Genomic DNA, 26213 nt, shown 5'->3' with positions numbered 1-26213 from the left:
CGCACGCCACCTCTTCCCATGCCTGAGTGGACCCCTTCCATGCAACCCCTCGACTGTGACGTACTCGTCATCGGCGCCGGCGCCTCTGGCCTGGCTGCCGCCGTAACCGCCGCACATCACGGCCTGCAAGTGATCGTGGCGGAAAAAGCCAGCCAGCTGGGCGGCACCAGCGCCTGGTCGGGGGGCTGGTTGTGGATACCACGCAACCCGCTGGCCATCGCCGAGGGCATCCTTGAAAACGACGATGCCCCGGAGCGTTACTTACGAGCGCAAACCCACACCCGCGCGCTGGACCCACGCCAACGCGCGTTCCTGCGCCATGGCCCGGAGATGGTGGCGTTCTTCCAGCAACACACTGCCGTGCAGTTCCAGTGCGGTAGCCGTATGCCCGACATGCGTGAAGGCGATGGCAGTGCACGCGGCGGGCGCTCGCTGTGTGCGCTGCCCTATGACGGTCGCCTGCTCGGGCCTTGGCTGCACAAGCTGCGCCCGCCGCTGGATATCGTCAGCCTGGCCGGCATGGGCGTTGCCGGGGGCGCCGACATGGCCGCCTTCTTCAACGCCACCCGCTCGCCCAAGGCGGCGCTGCATGTGGGCAAACGCCTGTTGCGTCATGGGCGCGACCTGCTGCTGCACCGTCGCGGGCTGCAATTGGTCAACGGCAACGCGCTGGTGGCGCGCCTGCTGCGCAGCGCCCTCGACCTCGGCGTGACCTTGCTGACCGACAAACCCGCCAGCCGCTTGCTGGGCGAAGGGCGGGTCAGCGGCGCACTGTTCGCCGATGGCCAGGTCATCCATGCCCGCCGTGGTGTGGTGTTGGCCTGCGGCGGCTTCCCGCATGACCGCCAGCGCATCGCGCAGCTGATGCCGCACGCGCCTGGCGGTGACCAGCATTACTCTGCAGCGCCCAGGGAAAACAGCGGAGACGGTTTGCGCCTGGGCGAACAGGCCGGTGGCCTGGTACCCACCACTGCGGTCCATAGTGGCGCGTGGGCACCTGTGTCGCGGGTGCCGCGACGCGATGGCGGTTTCGGTCATTTCCCGCACTTGATCGACCGCGCCAAGCCCGGGTTCATTGCCGTGCGCCGCGATGGCCGGCGCTTCGTCAACGAAGCCGATTGCTACCACGATTTCATGAACGCGCTGTTCGCCGCCACGCCGCAAGGCGAGCGGCCAGAGGCCTGGCTGATCTGTGACCACACTGCGCAACGGCGCTATGGCATTGGGTGGGCCAAACCGTTTCCCTTCCCTACCCGCTTCTATCAGCGCAGTGGCTATTTGCACAACGGCGCTACCCTGGCGCAATTGGCGCAGCGCTGTGGGATCGACGCTGCGCAGTTGCAGCGCACGGTAGAAGGCTTCAACCAATATGCAGCCCAAGGTAGAGACCCTGCTTTCCAGCGAGGAGTATCGGCATACAACCAGGCCCAGGGCGAACCGCAGCAAGTGCCCAACCCATCGTTGCGCCCGCTGCTGAAGGGGCCGTTTTACGCGGTAAAACTGCTGCCAGGCAGCCTTGGCACCTTCGCCGGCCTGGGCACAGACGCCTCGGCCCGCGTGCTGGGCCACGCGGGGCAGCCGATACCCGGGCTGTTTGCAGTGGGTAACGACATGCACAGCGTGATGGGTGGGCACTACCCGAGCGGCGGTATTACCCTTGGGCCGGGGATGACCTTTGGGTATCTGGCCGGGAGAGCATTGAGTGGCTTGAGCTCAATATGACCACAGCGAGGCCTGATTTTCGAAACGGCTACTCATAGGGTTACTCCATCTGAGCAACCTTGAGTGGCTGTTGCAACAACCCTCGCGGTAAACGGAAGCCCTTGAACGGCTGCTGGGTAATGGGATTGAAGGCCTTTTCAGCATTCAACCGATAGCGCATCACACCGTCACCCGTCCTGAAGCTCAGGTCCACGCTGGTTGCCGTGCGCCCATTCAGCGAACCGCGGCTGAGCAAACGGAACATCGACCATGGGCCACGGTACTCAAGGCTGCTGCTATTGCCGCTCTGCCTGAGCAGGGTCAGGTTGCTGCGCACCTGCTGCCCCAAGGTATTTGGCCAGACGATACCGGTGATCTGGCGTGGCCCATGGGTATAGGAGATCAACTGGCCATCCAGGTCCAGCAGGCTGGTACGTTGGTTCGCGCTGAGACCCAACGGCTCGATGCTGAATTGCACACTCAGCTTTCCACGCTGATCGAAGAACGTTTCACGAATGCGATCCGCCAACTCGAGCTGCTCGATCACATCCTCACGGATCAAGGATTGCCCGTACTGGCTAGAATACAAGGCCTCGAGGTTTTCCTTCAGGAAGACCTTGAGATAGCGTTCATTAAACTGCTGCAGGCGCCCCTTCGGCCCGAAGAACGCCTCGAAGTCATCCAGCGCAGCATCGGGCGCCCTCACCACAAAGGGGTAGCGGTTTGCCAGGCGTTGCTGGAAGAAACTGTACACTTCAGCATCCCAGCGTCGCTCCAGTTCGCGCAATGCTTCAACATTCAGCACTTGGGCAGTCTGATCGGCAAGCTTTCTAACCTGGTGGTTGATTGGCTCCGGCAAGCCTGTGGCAATACGTTGCAGGGTGCCGATCGGGTCCTGCCCTGTCATCGAAAAGCGTTGATGCACGGCTTGCAGTGCGGCCTTGCCACGATCCGGGCTGTCCTGAACGGCCTTGGCGTAGTTCAGCACGGCCGCTATCGCACCAAGGGTTTCATCGTAGTAGGTCGGTTTTTCTCCTGTTGCCTGCAACATGGCGCCCAACCCTGCAAACGCCCGCGGAATGGCCAAGGTTTGCTGTTGATCAGGCTTGGCTGTTGGTGGTCGCAGCTTGGTCACTTCGCTCGGTGTTTCAACCACCGCAGGTGAAGCAAGCGAAGTGTTATCTCTGACTGTTTCCAGCAGCCGCTGCAAAGGGGCTGCGGGGCCGGTCAATTGCTCCAGAATCGTGACACCATGATCCAGATCACGGAAGTCAGCCACGGTGAATGCATTCAAGGCGCGACGCCAACTGTCGATGTAATCGGCGCTGTAGAGGTTGTGCAACCTTTCGGTAAGCGCATGCCTGTCAATGTCCGAATAGTCGAGTTGGCTGCGCTCCCCCAATGCCCACTGATCGACCATCGCCATCTCAGCGAATCGCTCGCTGCGCGGCGCAAAGTACTCTCTGAAACCTTTGGCAGTCAGCATAGGGGCCAGCGTTACATCCTCCCCCTGGGCACCGGAAGATGTCTGGTAAACAACGTCGAATGCGGGGCCCACCTGGTGACGCAGGTCCAGGCTGGTGTGCAGTTGCTCGTGCGCCTGTTGCTTCAGTCCCGTGTAAACCCGCAGTGGCAGAGGTAGCTCACGCAACGCCTGCTGTACTTCGTTGACGCGCTGCCGGTATTGCGGCAAATCGGCATCGGCATAAGCCAAGGCGTACTTCAGATGCTGCATGAGGTCACGCTGCAACTGCCCTTGGCCAGGGAAAGCCTGTTGCCACTGACGTGCCATCCAGTCTTCGACCCATTCAGGCCTGCGGCTATGGCGCTCTTCGATCATACGGTAAACCCTAAGCGCAGCCATTTGTCGTTCGCTACCCGGTGTTGCTGCGTTCATGACGTCAATCACGCCGCCGGCCAATGCAGGCAAAAAGCGCTTGGACAGCAAGCTCAGGTACGCCTCGTCAACCAGAGGACCGATGTTGCGCCCCTCATACAGGCCAAAGTCGGCAACACCCGGCCACGCCGTGCGATAGTCACCGAATACCGCCACCGCATCGCGGATCCGATCCAGAGGCTCCAACAAGTTGCGCCCGGTCGGATCAAGACGCTGATCCACTTCGCGCTGGCTGTATTCCTGGCTCTTGGCAAGCACGCTGGTAGCCTTGGAACTATTGATATCGAAGTAGCGTTGCCAGCTGCCGATGGCGACACTGAACGCCAGGATGCCTACACCCGAGCCAACCCACAGCAACTGCCGCTTGCTGCGCGTCACCCGGATGTTGTCGCCTGCCAGACCGGCCTCTTGATAGATAACTCGCCTGAAGGCTTGCTGGATGAAATAAGCCAACGCCTTGCCCTGAGCCTTGCCTTCAAGCAGCGGAAGTTTAGTCTTGTACGGCTGTGCTGCTTCGCGAACGAACACATTGCGGATGTCGCCTTGCTGCACCACTGACGACCAGTACACACCTCGTACCAGCGCAGGCGTGGTGAAACGGTCACTCGCCAACGTTTCACGCAGAAAGGTCAGCAGTATCGGACGCAAACCGATCAGCTGTGCATGCAGTGAGAACAGCTGCCCGCGCGGTGCTGTCTTGCCCAGCACATCCAGCCGATCAAAGACCTGTTCATTCAACTTGGCGAGCAGCCGACCGTATTGCTGGTCGTACTCTTCCAGCCAGGCGTCGAACGTATCGACCGCATCCAACTTGAAAGTGAACCCCAACAGGCTTTCACGCTTGGCGGCCGAAAGTTTGCTGTATAACTGATCGAAGCCATCCAGCAGATCGAATTTGGTCAGCACCACGTATAGTGGCAAGCGCGATCCCAGCTGACTGCTCACTTCGTAAAGGCGTGTGCGTAAGCCATGGGCCAGGGCGGCGCGTTGCTCTGGCTTGCCATGCAGCAGTGCCGGTAGATCGACAACCAGCAGCAAACCATTGAGCGCCCGCCGGCTTCTGTTGCGCAGCAGCCAACCCAATAGATGCTCCCACAACCTGGCCTGGGTGCCAGGCGGCGCGGAGGGATCGGTGGCCGCCGAGCCCGCTGGTGGATTCTGGCTGATAAAAATACCGGGCGGGTCAATGATTACAGCATCGTCGCTGACCCACCAGCCCACCGGATAGGCCAATGCTTCAGCCTGTCGGCCTCGTGCCTGAGCCTGGTCGATGCGCGTCAAGGTAAAGCGTTGATCGCTGCGGTCGACAAAGCTGGTTTTACCGGACTGTTCGTCACCCAACACCAGGTACCAGGGCAGCCGGTACAACGCACGTCGCCCACCCGCATTGTCAAGGTACCGGTCAAGCCCTTGGCTCAGCGCCATCTCTTGCGCCTGCACAAAATGTAGCGCCCGGTCTTGTTCGGCGGCCACTACCTCCCGACGTTCCGCTTGCAGGCGACGATAGCGTATGCGCAGTACTACAAGACAGCCTAGAAGTAGCATCAGCAGGAAAACAAGGCTTGCCAAGCTGCGATGCAGCACACTCGCCAGTGGCTTTTGTTCATACCACGACCATTGCGGTCCGAGCCACCAGATGGCGACCAGCATCAGTGCGGTGCCCAACCCGAGCAACAGCGGCAGCGCCAAGCCCGCGCGCGTTACCCACTGCAGCCCCCAGCGTTTGAATGGGTTCCATATTTGATTCATCGAGGCTCCTGTTCCTTGTTTTGATCAGCCAGCGCAGGGGATCCCGCGTACTGCTGAAGGCGCTGGAAAACCGCCGGTTCCCACGCACTGGCAGTGGTTTTCTGCATCGTTCTGGCAACGCTGGCGCACAAGTCCTGGGCCAGCCAGGACACGCCCCGCGCGGCCAGTAAATCGGCAGCGATCACTGTGGTGTGGCAGCGCTCACGGGGAGCTCGGAAGTCCGCTTGCAGCGCTTGTAGCCTTAGCAGCACCGCTTCTACGCCAGCGGTTTCCAGCTGACTGATCAGTTCCTCGCGCAGGCCGCCAAACTCTTGTGGGGTTGATCCTTGGGCAGAAGGCCCTTGCGTGCCCTTGAGCCAGGCCAGGCTTTGGTCGTCGACAAACACCATGCCGTCGCTGAAGCACAGTTGCTGCAGCGCGGGCATGCGCTGCACAAAACGAGCAGTGGCGCTACGGATGGCTTCGGCCACTTCACCCATCGCCAGCCGCAAGGCGACCGTCGCAGCTAGAAAGCTGCCACGAACCCAGAACGGGCACGCCGTCACGCTCTTTTCAATGCGCTGAAGTAATGCGGGGTCGATCGCTGTGCTGGCAATCGCTTCTTCATAGACCCGCGTGATATCCAGCGGAACCGACATCAATTCCGTGCGGTTGCCCTGAGTGGCTTGAGGGGCCGCCTGAATGTGCCCCCACAATCCGAAACGCCGTAGCTGGTACCCGGTAGGGTCGTAAGGGTCCTGCTGGTTGATGAGCTCGGCCATAGCCAGCACTGCCCGTCGTGTCTCACGCTCATTACCCATCGTCACGCGCGGCATTGGCGCTGCGATGACATCGGTCAGTGGCGCCGGCTTTACGCTTGCAGCCGGCGCCTCGGGCGCGGCAGCCTCGCCGACGCCATTGGCAAGTTCCGTGTGCTTGCGTAGCAGGCGCTCAAGTTCGCCCAGAGCGGCTCCCTCCAGCTGAACCGCATCCTGTTGTTGCAGGCGTTTCAACGCAGCCTGCGCTGCCGCCGCATGAGTCGGTGTGTAGGTAAAGCGATCAAGACGCGGTAGCGCCTCGGCCAAGCGATTGATCATCAGACCAACCAGCTTGCGCTTGACCAGAAAACCCTTTGGCCCTGGCTTGGGGTGAGCGTGCTCCCAGTAACACTCGATCATGCCGGCCAGCAACGCCAAGGTGAAACCCCAGCGCTCCCAACATCCGCCACGCAGCCATGCAGCACTCAGGTGTGCGACGATTCGCAAGTGCTTGCATTGCTGGCTCAGGTACTGACGCGACGCCTCTTCGATGTAAGCCCAGTCGATGGAGGCGTCCTGTAGCCCACCCAGCTTGACCATCTCCTGGTCGATAGCCTGGTAGGTTTCGTCCTCGACATCGAACAAACCAGCCGGGACGGCCGGATCAATCGGCGCTAGCAAGCGAGTGATCTCGCGCTCCGATACTTGCGCTACCACCGGCATAAGCTTCGCGCCTGGCTGATCAATGGGTCGAGGCCTTGTGCATCGAAGGTCAGCCCGTCGACCTCGTCGTGATCACTGACAACCTCGATGCGCTGGGCTCCAATGAGCCTTCTGATCTGCTCGATCGCAGGCAGGCCGCGCCCCGCATCGAGCACTTGACCATTCTCCATCACCTGCCACTGCGTTTCTGTGGTGGACCACCCCTCCCCCACCAGCCGCACCTTGACCCAACTCGGCTCGATGGGGCGTCTGGCAATCAGTTGCAACCTGGAGATGGCCTGAATGCAACTGATCGCCAGGTAGGCAGGTTCGTTACCCGAGGCTATGGCGGGTGCTGAGATCACAAGTTCTGGTGCGCCTGTAACGTCCTGGACTCGCCTTTCGATGCGAAACGTCAGGTCATCCCGTGGCCGTGCGGCTTCATTTGCCATCACGCGCAGCACTGTAGGGGCCTGCTGCTCTGGTGCAGACCACTGCCGATGTGTCTTGTACGCCGGGGTGCCGGCAGCCTGATCGAAACAGGCCAGTCGCTCGACATTGGACACAATCCGAGAACAGTCCCGTGTGGGGCCTGCCAGTACCGGCTGCAGAAAAAACAACAACGAGAGACCGGCGCCATATGCACAAGGGTTAATCATCCTGAGTTCATTCTCCAAAAGTATAAACGCCCTACATGACCGCACGAACTTTCCTACAAACTCATTTAAATGCGCATATACACACATCCAGCTCCAGCAAAACCCGCAGAAGCCTAATACATCGCGAAGAATGCATACAAACAAATATTTACTTACACATTTGCACTCGACCAAACAACAACTTCCCATGCATGGTTTTTATACGCAACGAGAAACTAAACCACCCCAAATAACAGACGCAAGAAACTTCCTACAGAACTCAAACCAAATTAAACACACCTTTGTTTAAACATCCTACAAACCAAAAAGGAGTTAGGTATTGATGTCTAGAAGCACGGGATCTGTCGCACCAAAAGAGCGCGTCAATATCAAGTATGTCCCCGCCACGAGCGATATGCAGGCTGAGGTGGAGTTACCTCACAAAATGCTGGTTCTGGGAGACTTCGGCCTGAATGACAACCGTGCGCTTGAGGACCGTCAGGCCATGCGCATCGATAAACACACATTCAACAGCGTGTTGAGCGACGCCAACGTGAGCCTGGACGTGTCTGTGCCGTCCATGCTCGGCACAACCCCGGACGCCGACCTGGGGGTTCACCTGCAATTCAAGTCCATCAACGATTTCGGGCCGGACCAAATCGCACGCCAGGTACCCGAGCTGAACAAGCTGCTGGAACTGCGTGAAGCGCTGGTCGCCCTGAAGGGCCCATTGGGCAACGTCCCCGTTTTTCGCAAGCAATTGCAGCACCTGCTGAACAACGAGCAGGCACGTAAACAGCTTGCCCAAGAACTGAACCTGGTACTTGAAGCACCAGAAAATGACTGAGACAACGGAGCGTCCTCATGCCTAAGCCTAGCAATACCAACATCAGCGAAGACACAACGACCGGCACGATAAGCAATGCCACCTTGCTCGACCAGATCATGGCAGAAACCAAACTAATACCCACGCATGAGGGCTATCAGGTTGCCCGGCATGGCGTATCTGCCTTCATCGCCGAAATCCTCAAAAGCAATGACCCGGATCAGTTGATCAACAAGCACCGGGTCGACCAGATGATTGCAGAGGTTGACCGGGTACTCGGCAAACAGATGGATGCCATTCTGCATCATCCAGAGTTCCAGCAGCTTGAATCTTCATGGCGCGGCCTGAAAATCCTGGTAGACCGCACCGACTTCAGGGAGAACATCAAGCTCGAAGTGCTGCATGCGAACAAAGAAGACCTGCTCGATGACTTCGAAAATGCTGCAGACATTACCTGCAGCGGCATTTACAAACATGTTTATACCGCAGGTTACGGTCAATTCGGGGGCGAGCCGATTGCGGCCATGGTTGGTAACTACAGCTTCGGCCCCTCTTCGCCGGATATCAAACTGCTGAGTTACATGGCCTCCGTAGGCGCCATGTCTCACGCACCTTTCCTGGCCGCGCCTTCTCCTGAGTTCTTCAACTTGAGCAGCTTCGAAGAACTGCCCAATCTCAAGGAAATAAAAGACCTCTTCGCCGGCCCTCGGCACGCCAAATGGCGCGCATTCCGTGAAAGCGAAGACGCCCGTCATGTCGCTTTGACCGGGCCGCGTTTCATGCTCCGCTCCGCCTACCACCCGCAGGAAAAACCGATCGAGAGCTTCAATTATCACGAAAACATCGCCGGGCAGCATGACAACTACCTGTGGGGCAACTCCACCTTCCTGCTGGCCAGTTGCATCAATGACAGCTTCGCCCGCTACCGCTGGTGTCCGAACATCATCGGTCCGCAATCGGGCGGCGCCGTCGAAGACCTGCCAGTCCATCTGTACGAGTCCTTGGGCCAGTTGCAGGCCAAGATTCCTACCGAGGTTCTGATCTCCGACCGCAAAGAATTCGAACTGGCGGAAGAGGGTTTCATCGCCCTGACCATGCGCAAAGACAGCGACAACGCCGCGTTCTTTTCGGCCAACTCGGTGCAGAAACCCAAGAACTTCCCGAAAACCCCCGAGGGGCTACAGGCACAGACCAATTACAAACTGGGTACCCAGTTGCCCTACCTGTTCATCGTCAACCGGCTGGCTCACTACATCAAGGTGCTACAGCGCGAACAGATTGGCAGTTGGAAAGAGCGCCGCGACCTTGAGTCCGAGCTTAACAAGTGGATCAAGCAGTACGTCGCGGACCAGGAGAACCCGTCTGCCGATGTTCGCAGTCGCCGGCCGCTTCGTGCCGCCAAGGTCGAGGTATCGGATGTTGCCGGTGACCCAGGCTGGTACCAGGTTTCGCTCGCTGTTCGCCCACACTTCAAGTACATGGGCGCGAATTTCGAAATTTCCCTGGTCGGACGGCTCGATACGCAATGAGTGGGCTTTTTGATCGCTTGAAGCTGGATCAGTGCATCAGCCGGAAGGCCTCCCGGCGGGAGAGCGCTTCCCACAAATTCGCCGCCATCAAGCGCCACCTCGAAACGCTGCTCAATGCCCGCCAGGGGTGCTCACAGAGCAGCCCTGAGCTAGGCCTGCGCGACTTCAACGGGCATGACGCAAACAACGGCGACTTGCTCGTACAGGTGAGCGCGGATATCCGCCGCACGCTCCAGCGATTCGAGCCACGCATACGAGTGCGCACGCTAAAAGCAGTGCCTGATGCCCATACCCCGCTAGAGCTGCATTTCAAGCTGGACTGTCTGGTACGGGTCAACAACCACACTGAGCAGCTGCAACTTGAGCTGCTGGTCAACGGGCACAACCGCTACACCCGAGTGAGGTGACCGATGTCACTGAAAGACAGTTTCAGCGAAGAACTGCGTTACCTGCACGAACTCGGGAACGACTTCGCCAAAGACAACCCACAACTCGCCCGGTTGCTTGGCAACGGTGCCAGCGACCCCGATGTCGAACGCCTGATGGAAGCCTTCGCATTCCTGACCGCCAAGCTTCGGCTCAAGCTGGAAGACGACCTGCCAGAGCTGACCCATCCCATGCTGCAGTTGCTGTGGCCGAATTATCTGCGCCCCCTCCCCAGCGCAACGATCATCCAGTTCAGCCCGATCAAGCAATCCCTCAGCCAGTCACAACGCATCCCAAAGGGGTCGAGGCTGTTCTCGAAACCGGTAGACGGCGTGGCCTGTGAGTTTCGCACCTGCACAGCGGTCAACGTTCATCCATTCGAGATCGACACGGTGGCCGCAACCCAGACACTTGACAGTTCTGTGGTCAGTATCGGCCTTCAAATACTGGTCGAGCGGCCGTTGAACAGTTTGGGCTGTACCAGCATCGACTTTTACCTCTCCGGCGATACCCGCACGGCACGCACGCTTTACCTGTGGATTTCTCAATACCTCAAGCATGTCAGCGTGGCCATCGATGGCGAGGCACGTCGTCTGCCGGCAAACAGCATTACGTTCCCAGGGTTCAGCCCCGATGACGCCATGCTGCCTTACCCACAAAACGTCTTTGATGGTTACCGGATCCTGCAGGAGTACTTCGCTTTCCCCCAGCGCTTCCACTTCTTCAGTGTGACTGGGCTGGAGAAAATCTGGCCAGCTCATGACAGCGCGCGCATATGCCTAGAGTTTCACTTCACGCGCCAGCTACCCGACTCGTTGCGTGTCGGCAGAGCAGATTTCAACCTGTTCTGCGCACCTGCGGTGAACCTGTTCCAGCACAGCGCCGAACCTATCGATCTGTCCGGCGAGGACGCCTTGGTTCCACTGAAGCCCAAGGGCACAGAGCCGCACGGATACGAAATCTTCAGTGTCGACCAGGTCATTAGCACCCGAACGACAACAGACGGAAAAATCGGTGAACACCTACGTACCTTCCGTCCCTTCGAGTCGTTTGCCCATGAAATCGAGCATATTCAGGGGCGCACGGCGCTGTACTACCGCTACCAGCTGGAAGAGTGCCTGCACGGCGATGGCGTCATGCATCGAATCGCCTTCGTCCGTGCCGACGCCAATAGCTACATAGGCGAGCTGGAAACCGCGTCCATCGACCTGACCTGCACTAATCGGGACCTACCGCTGGCGCTGGGCATCGATGACATCAACGTCCTGACCGAACTCACGCCCCCGCTGGCCACCTACACCAACCTCTGTAAACCCACCCGTCCCTGCCGCCCGGTGCTGGACGGCCAGTTGCAATGGGCATTGATTTCAAACATGTCGCTCAACTACCTCTCCCTGCTCTCGGTAGAGCCGCTTAAAGCAGTGATACGAGCCTATGACTTCATGGCCCTACACGACATCCAGCAGGCCCGCACCACCCGTAAACGCCTGGAAGGTATGCGCGATATTCATACACAACCCATGGATTGGCTAATAAAGGGACAACCTATTCGTGGTCTGCACACCCGGCTGAAACTGGACCAGACCGCCTTCCTTTGCGAAGGCGACTTGTACTTGTTCAGTTGTGTGCTCGCCCACTTCTTCGCCCTGTACGCCAGCATCAACTCCTTCCACCAGTTGGAAGTGATCAACACCACCAATAATGAGCACTACACATGGCCAATACAGACCGGCAAGCAACCGCTGATCTAGCCGACAAGCTGCTCTCGGAAGCGCACCAGTACAACTTCTTTCAGTTGCTGGAACGGCTGCATGGCTTGCATGGCGATGATCTGGAACCCCGTTGGCCGGATGAAGCAACCCGGCTGCGTGTGCGCCTGGCCTGCGACCCCCGGCTGACCTTCCCCGTTTCGGACGTGTACAACGCCCAGCGGATGCACACTGAGGAGGAGCGCTACCGAGTCGTTGCCACGTTCATGGGTTTGCACGGTACTGATTCACCGCTGCCCACCTATTACCTGGAACAAGTGGCCTATGAACATGCACAGGGCATTGGTGTGCGACCGGCCTTCTTCGACTTTTTCAACCACTACCTGCTCAGCCTGTTACACCGGATCTGGCGCAAGTACCGCTACTACATCCGTTTCCAGCCAGGTGCCAGTGACGGGTTTTCGCAATACGTGTTTGCCCTGCTGGGGCTTAATGACAAACAGCTGCGAGGGGACACGGCACTCCCGTGGAGCCGGCTGCTCAGCTTTGCTGGCGTTATCGCCAGCCGCAGCCGTGCGCCGGGCACCGTGGCCGGCATCATAGGACACTGCTTCGACCTCAAACACGTACAGATTCGCGAGTTCGAAACGCGTTCGGTACCCACAGCGGCCAGACAGCTTGTAAGCCTGGGCCGCTCTAACGGCCAGCTGGGCAGCACGTTCATGGTCGGCAGCCGCACCCGCACCCGCAGCAGCAAGTTCACCATCGTGATCAGCGAACTCGACCAAGCGCAGATGCGGGACTTGCTGCCCAGCGGCATCAACTTCGGCCGTTTGCGTGCACTGATCGGCTTTCTGCTGCGTGACGGGCTGGCCTACGACCTGGAACTGCGCCTGAAGCAGAACGCATTGTCGCCTTTCTGCCTGCACCGCAGCCAGGGCGCCTACCTGGGCTGGACCAGCTTCTTCGATGACCAGCATGGCCAGCTCAGCCCTGTCGTGCAGTTCAGGGGGCGTTCTTGAGCACTTTGACCTTGAGCATCATCAACCTCGGCCAACTGCGGCATGACATGACAGCGCGGCATCGGTTCGATTGCAAAGGCGGGACCATCGGAAGCAGGCGGGCTAACTGGCGGCTCAATGACCGTGATCAGGCCGTGGCGCCTATCCACTGCGAAATCCGCTGGATTGAAGGCAGCTTCTGCGTGATCGATCACTGCCACCGCACCTATATGAATGACAGCTCCGTCTGCCTGGGATCACTCCCTCCCAGGCGCCTGATGGAAGGGGACCAACTTCGCATTGGTGCTTATCGACTACAGGTGCAGTACGCCCAGGATCCAGCATGCACGCATGCCCTGGAGGACCTGTTCAACCCAGATCGCAGGGTACTCGACCGCTTGGTAGCCGAAGCCCCTATCAGCCCATGGCAGGCCAAACCTACTCCCAGCCAACCTGTCGCCGAGATCTGCTCGGTCTTTGGGACTGACATGGGAAATGATCCCCTGGCGGCGCTGGAGGCAGTGGCCTGCGTAGCAACATCGCCAGAAAACCCACTGCAACGCCTGATTGCAGGAGAACGTCCATGACGAGTCATCCATTGCTGTTCGCGCCTCTGCTGATTGCGCTGGTGGGGTTGGCCGGCTGCACGTCTCTAAGCAGAGTGAGTCAAGTGGTCATGGACCCTTCTCTACCCATCGGGCCGCCCAAGGACCACCCAACCCAGCTCGCGTTCAGCATCAATGCCAGCCCTACCCTCAACGGTAACCCGAACAGCCTTGACGTAGCGGTCGAACAGGATACCGCCTTGGAGCCCAGCCCTTACGCAGTGACCCTGAGTGCTGATGACCCCTACGCGTTGACCGAAAAAATCGGGACTTTGTTCGAGTACCTGCAAGCACAATTCCCGGCCATATCGCCCGTCGAGATGGATGAGGAAAACGACAGTCCCCAGGCTCGCTCCCCTCTGGAAGAAAGCGCCCCCGGCAGCTATGACGACCCAACGGTGGTGCTGACCTTACCGCGCAGCGCAGCCGCGGCCTCGGAGCAGGTCGCCACGCCCATGGCCATCAAGATCCTGCAACTGCGCGACGATTCGTTGCTGCGCAACACCGTCTACCAATTGCTGGACCAGGACCCGGCCGCAGCCCTGCGCAGTACCTACATCCGTGCTGATGACTATTTGCTGAGCCCTGGCCAGTTCAAATACATCCCGTTCGAAGCTATCCACGCCGAAACCCGTTTCGTGGCGGTGATTGGCGACTACCGAGGCCACGAGAACGCCAGCTGGCGGCAAGTGCTGCGTATTCCGCCGCGTGGCCACCAGATCGTGCTGTCGGTATTGGTCAACGACACGCACATCGTACTCAAGGAAGAAGACTGATGGCGCCTCCACTCCCATTGCCCTTCCCGCCTACTCTCGCTGACAAGGAGCGCCCATGAGTTCACGCAACCCCGTCCTTTGGCCCGAAGGCCTGTTCGTAAAACCACAGCATTTCCAACAGGCGGCCAGGGCCAGTGAAGCAGCCCTGCACCAGCGCCTCGCCAGCCTCAATGCAGCGTTCTATGGCTTCAGCGAAATACAGTTGAACGACGAGTACCTGAGCCTTGGCAAGATAGCCATCACTCGGGCGCGAGGCGTCATGCCGGACGGCACGGTATTCGACATTCCCGCCGACCTGCCACCACCACCGCCACTGGAAATCGGCGACGACGCTTGCAAGGACAGCGAGGTGTATCTGTGCCTGCCGCTGCGAACCGATGGGGGGCGCGAAGTGAGCTGGCCCGACAATGCTGCTAACTTCCGCTATACCGCCCAGGCACAGGAAATCAAGGATACCCACACCGCCGATGGCGACCTGGTAAACGTAGACCTTGCCGTGCCCAACCTGCAGCTCAAGCGCAAGGCCCAGGACAGTAGCGCCTACACTCGCCTGGCACTGGCACGCATCCTGGAACGGCGCCCCGATGGCAGCCTGCAGCTGGACGAAGCGTTCTACCCTACCAGCGTGTCAGTGCGGGCGATACCAGCACTGCAGCGGTTCCTGGACGAAATCACCAACACACTGCGCGAGCGCGCGCGGGGACTTGCCACACGCATTGGCGCATCGGGCCAATCCGGTATCGCCGATATCCGCGACTTCAACCTGCTGCAGGCCATGAACCGTTGGTGGCCATGCTTTCAGCACCTGGCCAGGCAAGCGCAAACGCACCCCGAGCAGCTGTACCTGAGCATGAGCCAGGCCTGCGGCGAATTCGTCACTTTCACCGACGAAAACAGACTGCCGCAGGAGTACCCGGCGTATCACCACACTGCACTGCACACCTCTTTCAAACCGCTGGAAAACACCTTGCGCCGATCCCTGAGCACGGTCCTGCGGCCACGCGCCGTGTCGCTACCGTTGGAGGGCGAAGCATTCGGCGTGATGACAACCACGCTAGAGGACCGTCGCCTAATCGACGAAGCCGACTTCATCCTCGCCGTGCGCGCCGACCTGCCGCCACAGGCTTTGCGCCAGATGTTCATCCAGAAAGCCAAGATTACTTCACTTGAGTCATTGATCGACCTGGTGCCGCTACAACTGCCGGGCATCCCTTTGCGACCACTGCCGGTGGCCCCGCGTGACCTGCCCTTCCATGCAGGTTTCAGCTACTTCGAGTTGGACCGGCGTGACCCGACCTGGGCATGCATGGCCAAGGCAAATGGCTTCGGTATCCACATCGCGGGCGAGTTCCCAGGACTTGAGCTGCAGTTCTGGGCGATCAGGAGTGAGTGAAATGGGAGGACAGAACAACACGCCAACCGGTGAAAAAAGCACTGAAGGCAGCCAGCTCACGTCAGCACTCAAACAGCCAATGGCAGACGCCCAGGTCAAACCACCCCATGCGCAAGCGCCCATGGAGAAACCTGAGCCTGAACCGATCACTGAAGGCTACCCCGCCGATCCGGAGTTTCAACTGCGAGGTGGTTTTGCCAACCTGATGCTGGATGCCGCATCGCCGTTGTTCGGCCTGGTTATCCGCCTGCGTACGCTTGATGAATTGCCAAACATCAAAGAAGTGCATCAACAAGTTCGCAACCAGATCGACAACATTCAGGAAGAAATACGCCAGCACGGTTACGAGCCTGCTCAGTTATTGGCGTATTCCTATGGACTGTGCCTGTTCATAGACGAGGCCGTCATGGAACGGCCCTGGGGTAAGAGCAGCTGCTGGAGCCAGGAGCCGCTGCTGAGCATCTTCCACGACGAAACCTGGGGTGGGGAAAAAATCTTCACCGTGATTTCCCGTCTGATGCAGGAGCCCAAGCGTTATCAGGACGTACTGGAGTTCATGTACTACGCCCTGTGCCTTGGGCTCAGGGGCAAGTACGCCCTCGCGCCCAAGGGCGAAGAAACACTCAACGCACTGATTCACCAACTGCACGGGATCATTCGCGAACTACGCGGCCCCACGCCAGAAGAAGTCTGCGACCCCTACACCAACGTGGCCCCACGAAATTTCCGCATGGACCGGCAGTGGCCCTGGTGGAGCCCCCTGGTGATTTCGGCCATCGCAATGGCTGTGGCCTACGGCATCTACAGCTATCGCCTGCACCTGATTACCACCGAGGTAGTGGAGTCGCTCAACGGCATCTTGCAGCAGTAGGTCGCACGCGTAATTAACGATTTAGCGAGGCTTCTGCCTTGTTGACAAGCCCATCGCTTCTGATGGCCACGCCACCTGTGGTGCGCGTGTCAATTCACATGGACGCAGGAGAAACTGCCATGCCAACCCCCGCTTACATCAAGATCGAAGGCAAGACCCAAGGCAACATCACCGCAGGCGCATTCACCTCCGACTCAGTCGGCAATGTATTCGTCGAAGGCCACGAAGACGAGATTCTGGTGCAGGAGATCAAGCACCAGGTGACCGTTCCCACCGATCCGCAAAGTGGCCAGCCTGCTGGCCAAAGGGTGCACAAGCCCTTCATTTTCACCAGCTCACTAAACAAAGCCACACCATTGATGTACCAGGCGCTGGCCAGCGGCGAAATGCTGCCAGTCGTTGAAGTGAACTGGTACCGCACCTCGGTGGAGGGGAAGCAAGAGCATTTCTTCACCACCAAGCTGGAGGACGCCACCATCGTGGACATCAATACCACCTTGCCGCATGCCCAAGACCAGACAAACGCTAACTATACGCAGTTGATCGAAGTGGCAATGTCATACCGCAAGATTTCCTGGGCCCACGTGACGGCGGGTACGGAAGGCTCCGACGACTGGCGCAAACCGATCGCCTGATCTAACGAAAAGCCTGGGCAGCCATGATCTGCCTGGGCACTTCGAAGTCTTAAACGGCGAACAAGGACTGCATATGCCCAGCCGATCTAGTTTGCGATACAGCTTCCAGCCCCAGGTGGGAAACGCTGAATTCGAAGTGGTGTCGTTCAAGCTCAAGGAGGAGCTCAGCCAACCGTTCACATTAACCCTGGAGCTGATCAGCTTTGAGCACGATGTCGACTTTGGCCACTTGCTCGACAAACCAGCGCTGTTCACCATCTGGGACGGTGCCCACCCCGTACGTTACGTACACGGCCTAATCAGCAGCTTCAGCCAGGGCGAGAGTGGTTTCTCCCGCACTTACTACCATGCCTTGGTCGAACCCCAATTGGCCCGTGCCAGGCTTCGCTCGAACTGGCGCATCTTCCAGCACAAGACCGTTCCGCAAATTCTCGAGCTCATGCTCAAGCGCCAAGGCATCGTCCAGTTCGACATGCGCACTAGCATGGACCATCAGGTACGCGAGTTCTGCGTACAGGCCGGCGAGACCGACCTCGACTTCATCGCCCGCCTGGCAGCAGAGGAAGGCATCGTCTACCGCTTCGAGCACAACGATGAACGCCATGGATTGATCATCACCGACAGGCTGCAATCACTTGGCCTGATCAGTCATGGTGCCATCAAGCGCGAGGACAACGACGAAGGCTTCGACGAAGACGACGCGCCCTTGGCCCCCGACACCGTGCTGTACCTTTCCAGCAGCGGCGGTGACCAGCCTAAATCCTGCCTGCGGCGCCTGCGCTACAGCGAACAGGTACGTACCGCACGACAAGTCCAGCGCGACTACACCTTCACCCACCCGGCCTATCGCCAGGAGCACAGGGCGTCCGGCCGTTACCTGGAGCATCAGTCCAAGGATTACGAGTGCTTCGACTACCCGGGCCGTTACAAACGCGACGCCGTTGGTAAACCGTTCACCGAAAATCGCATCACTGCCTTACGACACGATGCGCGCGTTGCCGAGGTCGAGGGTGACGATGTACGCCTGCAACCGGGTCTGAGCTTCAACCTGACCGGTCACCCACGGGAAAACCTGAATGTGCATTGGCGGGTAAGCGCGGTCAGCCACGAAGGCAGCCAGTTCACCAGCCTGCAGGAAGAGGCGTTCGGCGCTGAGCAAAGCACACGTTACGAACAAAAAGCTGTGCTGGTTCCGGGCCGAATCGAGTGGCGCCCTGCGCCCTTGTCCAAGCCACGGGTTGACGGCCCGCACATGGCAACCGTGGTTGGACCACAGGGCGAGGAGATCTACTGCGACCAATGGGGCCGAGTCAAAGTCAGCTTCCCCTGGGACCGTGAAAGTGAAAACAATGAATTCAGCTCCTGTTGGGTGCGCGTGTCGCAGGGCTGGGCCGGTGGGAGTTGGGGCGCCATGGCCATCCCGCGCATAGGCCAGGACGTGATCATCCACTACGTCAACGGTGACCCCGATCAGCCGATGATCACCGGCCGCACCTACTGCGGTAACCAACTGCCTCCGTATGATCTGCCTCAGCACAAGACCCGTATGACCATCAAGAGCCAGACCCACAAGGGCGATGGCTTCAATGAGCTGCGCTTCGAGGATGAACTGGGCCAGGAGGAAGTGTTCATCCATGCCCAGAAAGACCACAACATCGTGGTCAAGCATGACGAAAGTACCCAGGTCGGCAATGACCGCACGGAACAGGTCAATAACGACGAGTCGATTTTGATTGGCCATGACCGTACTGAAACGGTTGGCAATGACGAACACGTCACCATTGGCCAAGACGCCGCGCTCGATATAGGGCGCAACCAAACCATCAAGATAGCCAAGGACCGTGTTGAAACCATCGGCAATCACCGCCACGACCACATCGCCGCCAATCACCACATCACTATTGGAGGCAACCTCAAGCAGCAGATCGAAGGGCTCGCCGAGCTGGAAGCCCGAGGAGCAATCCACAGGCGTACCCGCCGCTATGAGCTTCGTACGGCAGAAGCAGTGATCATCCAGGGCCCCGGGGGCTCTATCCAGATCGATGAGACCGGCATCACCCTGAACAGCCCGACAATACGCATCAACGGCCAAATCCTCAAATCGCCCGATGGGGCAACCAACCCCTTTTCAATCAGCAGCGCGCCAGTCACTGGCAAACCTCTGGAACGTCAGTGTGGGCGTCGCCCCGATGGCGTCTGTCCCTTGCCCGACTGCCGTTGCATCGGGGGGGCAGGTCGATGAACACCGCACCCTCGGACACGCTTCCAAGCACGTACTTCGGCAACAACGCACGTTTCCTACTGCTAATGACTAACGTGCTCGAGTACTGGGCCTACCGGCCAATATCCCAAATACTCCCGAATGGTGAGCTGATCCCGGCCTATGCCCCTTGGGTAATTGATCTTGTCCATGCAGTCAGCCCAAACACCCAGTATGCGTGGCTGTGGAGGCGCAGTGCCCTGGACGAGCGCTATGACTTTGGGCCATTGCTGGTAGACGTGTCAGACGCGCCAGAACTGCTTACCCATGCAATCTCGACCTGGATGCCCATTGGTGGTGCCATCGCGCTGGATGCCGATGTTGGCCTTGCCGAGCTGGCGGACCACTTCACCAGCCTCGTACAGATCTCGCTACCGGATCAGGGGCTGGCCACTTTCCAGTTCAAACCGGACCACCTCGCGGCGTGGCTGGATGCATTGGATGACGACCATCGAGCTACGTGGCTCGGGCCTGTCACTTCGCTGGCCTGGCGAGTCAACTGGGGGCCAGCTCACGAGTGGAAAACGCTACAGCGCAGCCCGACGCTTGCGCGCCCCTTCAGCCAAGCCCCACTTCCCCTTCGCAAACTTGAACTTGAGCGGTTTCAAGCAGGCATGCACGAACACTTCGTGCTCACGCTGGCACACGAAGTGTTGGCGCTGCCACAGCATGTCACCCACACGCTGGCCGACATCAGGCAATGGATCGAACGCCTGCTGCCGCAACTGAAAGCCCTCAATTTTCGCGATGAGGAAGTCGCTGGGCAATTCATCAGGCTGATTGCCAGGCACATGTGGCTCATGACAGATGACCAGGCCGGGAGGATCTACACCAACCTTGAGGAGTCACCCCAGGGCCGCCTCCGCGAACTGCGCGCACTGATCGAAAGCAAGGATCCCACTTATGAATGACGCCAGTGTCAGCAGCGCCACCTCCGGCCCTGCCTGTAGCGCACGCATCCCCGTCCTGCCAGTGCGCTATGCCATCGTGCCGCGCACCGGCGACTCCCCCGCCTACCGCTATGCCGACGCAGGCTTCAACCTCGAACAAGGCTTTGCCCCGCTGCAGCACTCCGCCTATACCCTCCGCGCCCTGCGTCAGGGCTATGTCTACGTGTTCATGAAAGGCCCGCTGGGCGAAAAGCTGGTCATTCATGAGTACGTCGGCGCAGGCCTTTACAAGGAACTGCGCTACCAAGGGCTGGAGAACTACCATCTGCGTGAACGCTACCTCTCCAGCCGCACCCTGGGCTGGGTGTGGGCCGATACCTGCCCCGATACCGCCAAGGAAGTCTGGATCGGCTACAGCCCACACCTGTGGACCAACGCCATGACCGCCCGCATCACCGGCTCGCCTGCCCTGCGCAAACGGCACATGCGCCAGTTGGACATGGCCGAACTGGTGAGCGGCAACCAAGCGCCGTCCACCCAGCCCCATGTGCTGCCGGTCAGCGCCCTGCAAACCTGGGTCGAAGACTTCAAACCGCCCCACCGGCGCATGCCGCTGACCTGGAGCAGCGACCCGATCAGCGAAATCCTGCCCATCGGCAACCTCGTCGCCATGGCGCGGCACTACCCCTACACCCAGCCGAAAGTGCCGGTGGTAGTCGCGCTTGCCGACGCCGAAGGCATGGCCCTGGACCTGAGCCTGTCGGTCTCGGCCTACCAGCATCAACTGCGCGACCTGATGCCCGCCGAGCAACTGGAGCACACCAAACCCGCACAACCGCCCGAGCAGGAGCGCGTGCCGGCGTGCTACCGGTTGGATGCCGAACAACTGAGCGTGCAAAGCCGCGATTTCCACCATCGCAACCTGGTGGCCATGCTGCTGAACAAGACGCTGGAGAGCATGTACCCGGCAGACGCCCCCTCGCCGGAGCTGGCCGCGTTCCGGCTTGGCCTGGAGCGCCGGGGCCCCGCCTTGTCGCCAGCCGAGTCGCATTTTCAGGCGCTCACCCACAAGAACTACTCCCCCCACGGCGCACGCCTGGCACAGCGCCTCAATGTCGGCAAATACCAGCGCTTTCTCGCCGAGCGCGATGAGCTGGAACGGCGTATTGCCGCCCTGCGCAACCAGGCCTTGCAAGCCAGCCACGATCATGACGCCTGGCTGGCGACGGCCGAACCCCAACACATCGATAACCCCGACAGCCTGGCCGCCGCCTTGGCCTGTTACGACCGTGACGAAATCACTTCCGCCCGCGGTCTGGAAATTTCCTTGGCGTTGCTGATTCAGCCGATGGGCCAGCCGGCCCCTGGCACCGAGGAACAGGATCGGCGCTTCAAACGGCTCGAACAGTGGCTCGATCAACACGACAGCCCGCTGTACACCGCCCTGGCACCGTTCAACCCGTTCAAGGACAAGGCCGACTCGATCGGCAGTTTGCTCGGTGCCAGCGACAACGTGATCGAAGACTTGGCCGGCCGCTTCCCGGCCATGGCCGGCATCACCGACCTCACCGCCCAGACGGTCAATACCGTGGTGCTCAAGCGCCTGCGCGGGCAGACCCGCTGGGATGCCAGCCATGGTCTGCGTCAGCAGGTGTTGATGGCGGCGCGTGAAGGCAATGCCGAGAAAGCGCTGGGGCTATTGGCAGCGCGCTATCGGATCACCAGCCAGGCCATCACGGAAAATCCGTTCAGCCAGGAGGTACAGAAGTACTTGAAGAGCGGCATGGCGCAGGTCGAAGAACTGAAAGAGCTGCGCATCTCGGGTAGCCGGAACGTGTTGATCGAACTGACGACCACAGCGCGAGTGAAACCCAATTTTCTCGGCCTGCTCACCTCGGGCGTTGGCGGTGGTTTGAACGCGGGCATGCTGTGGTTCAACGTGCTGTCGCTCAAGACGGCCTACAACAGCCTGCAGAAGAGCAATGCCCCGGAATACACCTTGGGATTTGCTTCATCGATTTTCGGGGTGATCGGTGCAGCGGCAGCCACAGGGGTCAGCGTGCGAGCAACGCAGAAGGCGGTGATGCTGCGGTTAAGCTCAACAGCACCGGGTATGGCGTTTGGCAACGGAATTGTCAAGTTCCTGAGCAGTAACTTGTTCGCACGTTTAGCAGGATATCCAGCAATAGCATTTGGGCTGTTCTCAGACTGGTCAAAGGGATTGCGCCAGTTCGACAACGGTGACTCCACTGCAGGCAGATACACTATAGCTGGTGGAGTAATCATGGCTATTGGCTCTGCTGTCACCCTTGAGGCAGGACTTGCCGTTGCAGGCGCCACATCGTTTGTCCCCTTCGCCGGTTGGGCCGCAGCGGCCCTTGTCCTCGTAGGCGTCGCCATCATGGGAGGGGGCCTCTACCTCCATGCCAAAGCACATGAACACCTTCACAGCCCAATTGAGTTATGGGCAGCACGTAGTATCTTCGGCAATCGCAATAATGATGGAGAGATACGTACAGGTATTATCTTGGATTATCAGAAGAAACTGCCTGTGTTCGCCTCGCTGCAAACGGAAGTCAAAGCTTGGCACAATGAGCATTACGGGCCAAAACTACTATCCGCCGAGCAAGCCCTATCACTCGGCGTAACTCATGTCGACACTAGGTGGCATCAGAACAATCATTGGTCTCCGCCAAACTGGACAGCGATCACACATAACGAAGTAGTCGCACCTCAGCCAACCGTTGAGTTCACAGTGCTGCTGCCAGGCTTTGTGCTTGGGGTAAGCGAATGGTCAGGAAGCTTAAACGCCCTCCGTGATGGCCAAGAAAGGGACGTGCTTCCAATTGCCCCGACCGGCCACATCGTAGGTGCGGGTTTAGTCCTGCACTTCGAGAACACGCTAGCCAACCAAAGTCATGTCTCACTGCATCTAGCCTACAGTGCCAACCAAGGCTTGGACGAAGACAATGAGACTCTTTCAATTTTTCGTCTGGAGCGCTGATCATGGCGACCATCTGGCTATTCAATTCAACCACAGACTCAGGGCACAAACCTGCAATTGGGGGGCAATTGGCAAACGTATCCGAAAATACATTATGCCTGCGAAACCCATGGGTAACAGATTCCGTTTTTATGGGAAAGCTATACTGCGCAATGACGATCACACTATTGATTGGCATGTACCCCTACCTCTCCCCACACATCGCGGACCTATACAATGAGGATATGATATTAATGCTCTTGTTTTTAATAACGCCCTTCGTGTTCACTCCTTTCCTAGCTTATCGAATTTTCTTTATAAAGGGCTTATCTACCATTTGCCTCAACCGATCAACCCAAAAAATCTACTACCAACGCTTGAGCAAGGTATTGGTCTTTGAATGGAGCAATACCGGAGGCGGCCTTTTCAAACGCACCGAATTCGGCGGCTCCTCGTTCAGCACCAGCTATGCCCTCGCCTTCGCCCCTCGCCGGGAAGACGGAACCCTCCACCAAAAAGACTGCCTGTGGGTCGACAGCAACGAACCCACCGAACCCGGTGTAAAGCACGTCGCCGAAGTCTGGGAATACCTCCGCCACTTCATGGCCCACGGCCCAGACAAGCTCCCTCCGCCCGGCGAACCCAACTGGTGGCACAAGCCACTGCACGCCATCTGCCTAACCCCAGCGCAAGCCTGGCAACACTATGCGCCTTGGCGAACCGGCGAGCCCGGTGAAATGCAGGGCAAAAAGAACTGGCAATTACCGTTCTGGGCCGTGCTGTTCCCCTACAACCTCACGGTTGCCATCTGTTGGTACTTCATCTGCAAGCTCTTCAACGTCCGCGCAGCCCCACCGCCCCCAGCAGCCTTCGAAGAAACTCCAGCTCAACCCAAAAAAAGGAAGCGCAAATGAAGCCCATCGTACTCGTAGGCCATCGACACAACTGCCCGATTCATGGCGAAGGCACTGTGGAAACCGGCGCAAGCGCAACATTCGTGGATGGCAGGGCCGTCGCGCGCGTGGGTGACCGCATCAGTTGCGGCGCCCTTATCGAAACCGGTGCTGCCTGCACGATCATCGAGGGCCAACCGGCAGCAAGGGAGGGAGACACCACCAGCCACGGCGGGACGCTGATCGAGGGTGACCAAGGTTGGCTCATTGATTGAAATCCAACGCCGGCCCGATGGGTGATTCGGGCCGTTTTTCGGCCCAAATCGCGATTGAACGCATAAGGCATCAACCTGCACCATCCAGCAACCAGGTCAAAAGCCTTCTACCCTTTTACAACGTGAACCCCTGCCGCGCCCGCAGGCCAACGCAACCGTTCGGTAACCGAACAGTAGCCCGTCTCTTGAATTGACGCTGCCGCCTTCACTGCTCACCATGCACCGGCCTTGCGTGCCCCCCTGCCTGGGAACCGGTCACGTACCCGTAGCACCGCAGCTGAATACAATTTCAAGAAACGAGCAGTTTATGAACCACTCCAAGATCACCCCCGCCGCACCCCGGATGTCCCAGGGTTCGATCGGCGACAAGCTTCGCGGCGCCTTCGGCGTCGGCAAAACCCGTTGGGGCATGCTTGCCCTGGTGTTCTTCGCCACCACCCTGAACTACATCGACCGCGCCGCCCTTGGCATCATGCAGCCCGTGCTGGCCAAGGAAATGAGCTGGACGGCGATGGACTACGCCAACATCAATTTCTGGTTCCAGGTCGGTTACGCCATCGGCTTTCTGCTGCAGGGCCGGCTGATCGACAAAGTCGGGGTCAAACGCGCCTTCTTCTTCGCCGTGCTGCTGTGGAGCCTGGCCACCGGTGCCCATGGCCTGGCTACCTCGGCGGCAGGTTTCATGGTGTGCCGCTTCATCCTCGGTCTGACCGAGGCCGCCAACTACCCGGCTTGCGTCAAGACCGTGCGCCTGTGGTTCCCAGCGGGTGAGCGAGCGATTGCCACCGGGTTGTTCAACGCCGGCACCAACGTCGGTGCCATGGTCACCCCGGCCCTGCTGCCGTTGATCCTCGCCGTGTGGGGCTGGCAGGCCGCGTTCATCGCCATGGGCAGCCTGGGCCTGGTATGGGTGGTGCTGTGGGTGCTGAAGTACTACAACCCCGAAGACCACCCCAGCGTGCGCCAGAGCGAGGTGCAGTACATCCAGCAGGACGACGAGCCCGAGCCGACCCGCGTGCCGTTCAGCCGTATCCTGCGCCTGCGTGGCACCTGGGCGTTTGCAGTGGCCTATGCGATTACCGCACCGGTGTTCTGGTTCTACCTGTACTGGCTGCCGCCATTCCTCAACCAGCAGTACAGCCTGGGCATCAACGTGACCCAGATGGGCATCCCGCTGATCATCATCTGGCTGACGGCGGACTTTGGCAGCATCGGTGGTGGCATCTTGTCGTCGTGGCTGATTGGCCGTGGCGTGCGTGCCACGACTGCGCGGCTGGTGTCGATGCTGATCTTCGCCTGCACCATGCTCAGCGTCATCTTTGCCGCCAACGCCAGTGGCCTTTGGGTTGCAGTGGCCGCCATCTCGCTGGCCGTGGGCGCGCACCAGGCGTGGACGGCGAACATCTGGAGCCTGGTGATGGACTACACACCCAAGCACCTGGTGAGCACGGTGTTCGGGTTTGGCAGCATGTGCGCGGCGATTGGCGGGATGTTCATGACGCAAATCGTCGGCAGCGTGTTGACCGCTACCCACAACAACTATGCCGTGCTGTTCACCATGATCCCGGCCATGTACTTCCTGGCGCTGGTGTGGATGTACTTCATGGCACCGCGCAAGGTCGAGAGCGCCTGAGGGCGCTAGCCACTTTTCTCTACGGGGCCCTTGCGGGCCCTTTTTTTGGGCTGGTGATAATGGCCATGACAGTGGGAGCGGCCT

The 26213-nt window shown here is 59.3% G+C and carries 20 protein-coding genes; 17 read left to right on the top strand and 3 right to left on the bottom strand.

The window, feature by feature from the left end:
• Positions 1 to 39 precede the first annotated feature (39 nt).
• Positions 40 to 1722, top strand: coding sequence for an FAD-dependent oxidoreductase (locus tag Q9451_RS14360; RefSeq protein ID WP_012272841.1), 1683 nt, complete (start codon positions 40 to 42; stop codon positions 1720 to 1722).
• 40 nt (positions 1723 to 1762) lie between these two features.
• Here Q9451_RS14360 and tssM read toward each other — a convergent pair whose 3' ends face one another.
• The 3 genes from tssM to vasI are packed head-to-tail and all read right to left on the bottom strand — an operon-like array spanning position 1763 to position 7352.
• Positions 1763 to 5347, bottom strand: coding sequence for a type VI secretion system membrane subunit TssM (gene tssM / locus Q9451_RS14355; RefSeq protein ID WP_012272842.1), 3585 nt, complete (start codon positions 5345 to 5347; stop codon positions 1763 to 1765).
• Positions 5344 to 6807: a type VI secretion system protein TssA gene (gene tssA / locus Q9451_RS14350; RefSeq protein ID WP_012272843.1), complete on the bottom strand. Its 1464-nt coding sequence runs from the start codon at positions 6805 to 6807 to the stop codon at positions 5344 to 5346. The genes tssM and tssA overlap by 4 nt, the downstream gene beginning before the upstream one ends.
• Entirely contained in the window at positions 6795 to 7352 is a 558-nt protein-coding gene (gene vasI / locus Q9451_RS14345; RefSeq protein WP_231118558.1) for a type VI secretion system-associated protein VasI, read from the bottom strand. The genes tssA and vasI overlap by 13 nt, the downstream gene beginning before the upstream one ends.
• 415 nt (positions 7353 to 7767) lie before the next feature.
• Here vasI and tssB point away from each other — a divergent pair, with 415 nt between their 5' ends.
• The 16 genes from tssB (at position 7768) to Q9451_RS14265 (ending at position 26129) form a co-directional block, all read left to right on the top strand.
• Positions 7768 to 8271: a type VI secretion system contractile sheath small subunit gene (tssB, locus tag Q9451_RS14340; protein WP_012272845.1), complete on the top strand. Its 504-nt coding sequence runs from the start codon at positions 7768 to 7770 to the stop codon at positions 8269 to 8271.
• Positions 8272 to 8288: 17 nt separating this feature from the next.
• Positions 8289 to 9779: a type VI secretion system contractile sheath large subunit gene (gene tssC, locus Q9451_RS14335; RefSeq protein WP_012272846.1), complete on the top strand. Its 1491-nt coding sequence runs from the start codon at positions 8289 to 8291 to the stop codon at positions 9777 to 9779.
• A complete protein-coding gene (gene tssE, locus Q9451_RS14330) occupies positions 9776 to 10186 on the top strand; it encodes a type VI secretion system baseplate subunit TssE (RefSeq protein ID WP_012272847.1) in 411 nt (136 codons plus the stop codon). Before tssC ends, tssE begins: the two co-directional genes overlap by 4 nt.
• Positions 10187 to 10189: 3 nt before the next feature.
• Positions 10190 to 11956: a type VI secretion system baseplate subunit TssF gene (gene tssF / locus Q9451_RS14325; RefSeq protein ID WP_012272848.1), complete on the top strand. Its 1767-nt coding sequence runs from the start codon at positions 10190 to 10192 to the stop codon at positions 11954 to 11956.
• A complete protein-coding gene (tssG, locus tag Q9451_RS14320) occupies positions 11920 to 12936 on the top strand; it encodes a type VI secretion system baseplate subunit TssG (protein WP_012272849.1) in 1017 nt (338 codons plus the stop codon). Before tssF ends, tssG begins: the two co-directional genes overlap by 37 nt.
• Positions 12933 to 13502, top strand: coding sequence for an FHA domain-containing protein (locus Q9451_RS14315; protein WP_012272850.1), 570 nt, complete (start codon positions 12933 to 12935; stop codon positions 13500 to 13502). The genes tssG and Q9451_RS14315 overlap by 4 nt, the downstream gene beginning before the upstream one ends.
• Complete coding sequence (gene tssJ / locus Q9451_RS14310; RefSeq protein WP_012272851.1) at positions 13499 to 14296, top strand: type VI secretion system lipoprotein TssJ; 798 nt, start codon at positions 13499 to 13501, stop codon at positions 14294 to 14296. The genes Q9451_RS14315 and tssJ overlap by 4 nt, the downstream gene beginning before the upstream one ends.
• Positions 14297 to 14351: 55 nt before the next feature.
• Positions 14352 to 15689 (top strand): type VI secretion system baseplate subunit TssK, encoded by a 1338-nt coding sequence (gene tssK, locus Q9451_RS14305; RefSeq protein WP_012272852.1) that lies wholly within the window; start codon positions 14352 to 14354, stop codon positions 15687 to 15689.
• A 1-nt stretch (position 15690) separates the two neighbouring features.
• The gene (gene icmH, locus Q9451_RS14300) at positions 15691 to 16560 is read left to right on the top strand and encodes a type IVB secretion system protein IcmH/DotU (protein WP_012272853.1); all 870 of its coding nucleotides are present in this window, start codon (positions 15691 to 15693) and stop codon (positions 16558 to 16560) included.
• Between the two features lie 119 nt (positions 16561 to 16679).
• Complete coding sequence (locus Q9451_RS14295; RefSeq protein ID WP_012272854.1) at positions 16680 to 17195, top strand: Hcp family type VI secretion system effector; 516 nt, start codon at positions 16680 to 16682, stop codon at positions 17193 to 17195.
• A 73-nt stretch (positions 17196 to 17268) separates the two neighbouring features.
• Positions 17269 to 19437, top strand: coding sequence for a type VI secretion system tip protein TssI/VgrG (tssI, locus tag Q9451_RS14290; protein ID WP_012272855.1), 2169 nt, complete (start codon positions 17269 to 17271; stop codon positions 19435 to 19437).
• On the top strand, positions 19434 to 20366 hold the full coding sequence (locus tag Q9451_RS14285) for a DUF4123 domain-containing protein (protein ID WP_012272856.1): 933 nt from the start codon (positions 19434 to 19436) through the stop codon (positions 20364 to 20366). Before tssI ends, Q9451_RS14285 begins: the two co-directional genes overlap by 4 nt.
• On the top strand, positions 20359 to 23349 hold the full coding sequence (locus Q9451_RS14280; protein ID WP_012272857.1) for a T6SS effector BTH_I2691 family protein: 2991 nt from the start codon (positions 20359 to 20361) through the stop codon (positions 23347 to 23349). Before Q9451_RS14285 ends, Q9451_RS14280 begins: the two co-directional genes overlap by 8 nt.
• 2 nt (positions 23350 to 23351) lie before the next feature.
• Entirely contained in the window at positions 23352 to 24242 is an 891-nt protein-coding gene (locus tag Q9451_RS14275) for a DUF6708 domain-containing protein (RefSeq protein ID WP_012272858.1), read from the top strand.
• Positions 24239 to 24496, top strand: a complete 258-nt coding sequence (locus Q9451_RS14270) for a PAAR domain-containing protein (RefSeq protein WP_012272859.1) — start codon at positions 24239 to 24241, stop codon at positions 24494 to 24496. The genes Q9451_RS14275 and Q9451_RS14270 overlap by 4 nt, the downstream gene beginning before the upstream one ends.
• Positions 24497 to 24803: 307 nt before the next feature.
• A complete protein-coding gene (locus Q9451_RS14265) occupies positions 24804 to 26129 on the top strand; it encodes an MFS transporter (protein ID WP_012272860.1) in 1326 nt (441 codons plus the stop codon).
• Positions 26130 to 26213 lie beyond the last annotated feature (84 nt).

This window comes from Pseudomonas sp. NY8896 (assembly GCF_039634505.1).
The sequence above is the reverse complement of the archived record's forward strand: the minus strand, read 5'-3'. Positions and strand labels throughout refer to the sequence as shown.